Origin of the sequence: Streptomyces sp. NPDC058796, from assembly GCF_042745235.1 — a bacterium.
Taxonomy (GTDB): Bacteria; Actinomycetota; Actinomycetes; order Streptomycetales; family Streptomycetaceae; genus Streptomyces.
In genome coordinates this window covers 1-4,130 of record NZ_JBHYOP010000038.1, presented here as the reverse complement: position 1 = coordinate 4,130, position 4,130 = coordinate 1, and the positions used below count along the sequence as shown (strand labels likewise).

2 protein-coding genes are annotated in these 4,130 nt (G+C 72.3%); both read right to left on the bottom strand.

Annotated elements, in window-relative coordinates:
* Window positions 1-1,868: type I polyketide synthase (locus ACFW47_RS35170; RefSeq protein ID WP_386308283.1), on the bottom strand; the 1,868-nt coding region annotated here is incomplete at its 3' end.
* Window positions 1,858-4,130 (bottom strand): SDR family NAD(P)-dependent oxidoreductase (locus ACFW47_RS35165; RefSeq protein WP_386308282.1); only part of this gene is annotated, 2,273 nt, incomplete at its 5' end. The genes ACFW47_RS35170 and ACFW47_RS35165, both read right to left, overlap by 11 nt.

Here is a 4,130-nt window from a genome sequence, read left to right as displayed (position 1 = left end):
GCGTGGATGCTGTCGCGGAAGGTGGGTGAGGTGGTGTAGAGGGTGCGGGCCATGCCGGGGTACTGCGAACCCTGACCCGGAAACACGAACACCGTGCGTCCCGAGGCGGTCTCCCCGGGACCAGTGGTGGCCTGCCCGGAGGTGAGGAGCGGGTGCGGGCGCCCGTCGGCGAGGGCGTCGAGCGCTTCCCGGGCCTCGGCCCGGTCGCGGGTGACGATGACGGCACGGTGCGGCAGCGCGGCCCGGGCGGCCAGGGCGTCGGCGACCTGCGGCAGGGGGAGCTCGGGGTGGTCGTCCAGGTGCGCGCGCAGCCGGTCGGCCTGGGCCTGCAGTGCGGTGTCGGTCTTGGCCGAGAGGGCCAGGGCCACGGGGAGGACGGGCGCTTCGGACGTCCCGGATGCCTCGGCGGCGGTGGGTTCCTCGTCAGCTGCCGTTGTGGACGTCGTCTCCGTTTCCGGCTCCGGCGTGGAGGTGGGCTGTGGGGCGGGCGGCTGCTGAAGGATGAGGTGGGCGTTGGTGCCGCTGACGCCGAAGGCGGAGACGGCGGCGCGGCGGGGCCGGTCCGTCTCGGGCCAGGGGGTGTGCTCGGTGAGCAGGCTGATGTGGCCGGTGGTCCAGTCGATGTGGGGTGAGGGGTGGTCGGCGTGGAGGGTGCGGGGCAGTTCGCCGTGCTGGATCGCCTGGACCATCTTGATGACGCCGCCGATGCCGGCGGCGGCCTGGGCGTGACCGATGTTGGACTTCAACGACCCCAGATAGAGGGGTTGTTCGGCGGAGTGGTGCCGGCCGTAGGTGTTGAGCAGAGCATGGGCCTCGATGGGGTCGCCCAGGGGGGTACCGGTGCCATGGGCCTCGACGACGTCGACCTGGTCCGGGGTGAGCCGGGCGCCGGCCAGCGCCTGCCCGATCACCCGCTCCTGAGCCGGCCCGTTCGGAGCGGTCAGCCTGCTGCTCGCACCGTCCTGGTTCACGGCTGAACCCACGATCAGCGCCAACACCGTACGCCCCTGGGCGAGGGCGTCACTGAGCCTTTGCAGCACGATGAGTCCCGCGCCCTCGGCCCAGCCGGTGCCGTCGGCCTCGGCGGCGAAGGCCTTGCAGCGGCCGTCCGCTGCCAGGGCACGCTGGCGGCTGAACTCCAGGAAGACCGCCGGGGTGGGCAGTACGGCCGCACCGCCGGCCAGCGCCATCCCGCACTCGCCGTTGCGCAGGGCCTGGCACGCCAGATGCACCGCGACCAGCGACGACGAGCACGCTGTGTCCACGGTCATGGTGGGCCCCTGGAACCCCAGGGTGTACGCGATACGGCCCGACGTGACGCTTCCCGAGCTGCCCGACATCACATAGCCCTGGTACTCCTCCGGCGCATCGGTGGCCCGCGGACCGTAGTCGTGCGCCGAGACGCCCGTGAACACACCGGTCTCGGAATCCACCAGCGTATGCGGATCGACCCCGCAGTCCTCCAGCGCCTCCCACGCGACCTCCAGCAGCAGACGCTGTTGCGGGTCCATGGCCTGGGCCTCACGGTGCGAGATGTTGAAGAAGTCCGCGTCGAACCGGTCGGCGTCGTACAGGAAGCCGCCCGCACGGGTGTAGGAGGTACCCGGGTGATCCGGGTCCGGGTGGAAGAGGTTCTGCAGGTCCCAGCCCCGGTTGGTGGGGAACTCGCCAATGGCGTCCCGGCCCTCGGCGACCAGCTCCCACAACTCCTCGGGCGAGCTCACCCCGCCGGGAAAGCGGCAGCCCATACCGACGATCGCGATCGGCTCATGGGCGCTGTCCTCCAGCTCCTGCAACCGCTGACGCGTCTGGTAGAGGTCCGCGGTCACCCGCTTGAGGTAGTCGACAAGCTTTTCTTCATTCGTCATCGGAAACCGCCTCACGGGAAGCTGGAAGGGTGTCACTGAACTCTCGGTCGATGAACTGCAGGACTTCCTCGGCCGATGCGGACAGCAGGGCGTCGGTCACCTCGGCCTGTCCGTTCTGCGGGCCGCCCTCGAACGCGGTCAGCAGGGCCTGCAGCCGGTCCCTGACCCGGGTGCGCAACGGGACGTCCGCCGCGGCGATCTCGGCCAGGGATGACTCCAGCCGGTGCAGCTCCTGCAGGACGGCCGGCTCCGCGGTCCCGGCGTCCTGGGCCAGCCTGTCGGCGAGATGACGGGCGAGCGCGGCCGGCGTGGGATGGTCGAAGACGATCGTCGCCGACAGCTGAAGCCCCGTCAGGGAGCGCAAGCTGTTGCGCAGATCGATCGTCGACAGCGAGTCCAGCCCCATGTCGAGGAAGCCGGCCTGCGCCGGGACGTCGGCGACGTCGGCGTACGCGAGGATCGAAGCCGTCGTACGGCGGACCAGGTCGAGCAGATGTTCCTGCCGCCCGGCGGGGTCCATCCCGGCGAGCCGCTCGGCCAGGGAGGGTCCGGCAGCCGTGGCGCTCGGGGCTTTCGCCGCGGCGCGCTTGCCCGGCCTGCCGACCAGGCTGCTCAGCAGGGGCGGCAGGGTCCCGCCCTCGGCCCGCGCGCGCAGCGAACGGATGCTGAGCGCGGTGCACACGAGGACGGGCCGCGCCGCACCTCCCGTCACGGCCAACGCCGCGTCCAACAGGCCGAGGGCGTCCCGCGCGCTCAGAGGCGGGAAGCCGGTACGGCCGATGCGGGCCGCGTCGGCCTCGCCCAACTGCCCTGCCATGCCCCGCTCGTCGCCCCAGGGGCCCCAGGCGAGGCTGGTGGCGGGCAGTCCGTGGGCGTGGCGGTGCTGGGCGAGGGCGTCGAGGTAGGCGTTGGCGGCGGCGTAGTTGGCCTGGCCGGGCGAGCCCACGGTGGCGGCGAGGGAGGAGAAGAGGGCGAACGCGTCGAGGTCGAGGTGACGGGTGGCCTGGTGGAGGTTCCACGCCCCGTCGACCTTCGGCCGCAGCACGGCGTCGAGCTGTTCGCCGGTGAGCGTCGCGAGGGTCGCGTCGTCGACCACGCCCGCCGTGTGCACGACCGCGCAGAGCGGGTGTTCCCCGGGAACGGAGGCCAGCAGCGCGTCGAGGTCCTTGCGGTCGGCGACATCACAGGCGGCGAGCGTGACGGTCGCGCCCAGTTCCTCCAGCTCGGCCTTGAGTTCCTGCGCCCGAGGGCCGTTCGGGCCAGTACGGCCGGCCAGGAGGAGGTGGCCGACGCGATGCTGCGTGACGAGGTGGCGGGCGGTGTGGGCGGCGAGGGTGCCGATGCCGCCGGTGATCAGGACGGTGCCCTCGGGGTCCCACGTGGTGGGGGTTGCCGCGGGGGTTTCGGCGAGGCGGGTGAGGCGGGGAGTGTGGATCCGGCCCTCGCGGATGGCCAGGTGGGGCTCGATGGGGGACTGGGTAACGGCGTGGGAGAGGGCGTGCGGGAGTGCGGTGGGGCTCGTGGGGTGGCTGTCCAGATCGAGGACGATGATGCGGTCCGGGTGCTCGGTCTGGGCGGTGCGGACCAGACCCCACAGGGCCGCTCCGACGGGGTCGGGATCCTCACCGGGACCGACGGACACCGCCCGCTTGGTGAGCAGCGCCAGCGGAACGTCCGCACACCTCTCGTCGGCCAGCCACCGCTGGAGGAAGGCGAGCACTTCGCCGAGTACGTCCCTGATCTCGTCCCCTGGACCGTCGGCCGGCTCGGACGAGCGCGGCAGTGAGACGAGGACCGCTTCGGGTGTCTCTGGTGTCTCGGTTGCCGCCTTGGGTGCCGTCTCGGGCGCCGGTGAACCGTCGCCGAGCGCGCGGAAGAGGTCGTCCGCATTCCCGAAGCGCCTGGTCGCCGGAATCAGGGCGGCGATCGGCTCCTCGCTTCGCTCTTCCGCCGTGGGAGGTGTGCCGAGGGAGAGGTGCGCGGCGCGGGTGAGGGGGAGGGCGAGGGAGGCGGAGCCGGAGGGGCTGGGCTGGGCGATCCAGTCCACGTGGTGGAGGGGAAGCCGGGCCTGACGGGTCTGGGGCCGGAAGGTCAGGGCGTTCACGGAGACGACCGGCGCTCCAGCGGTATCCGTCGCCGTGAGCGCGAGGGTGTGCTCGCCGGTCTGGGTGAGTCGGACGCGGAGGGTGGTGGGGGTGTCGGGGGTGGGGGTGTGGAGGGTGATGCCTTCGAGGGTGTGGGGGATGCCGGTGTGGGTGGTGG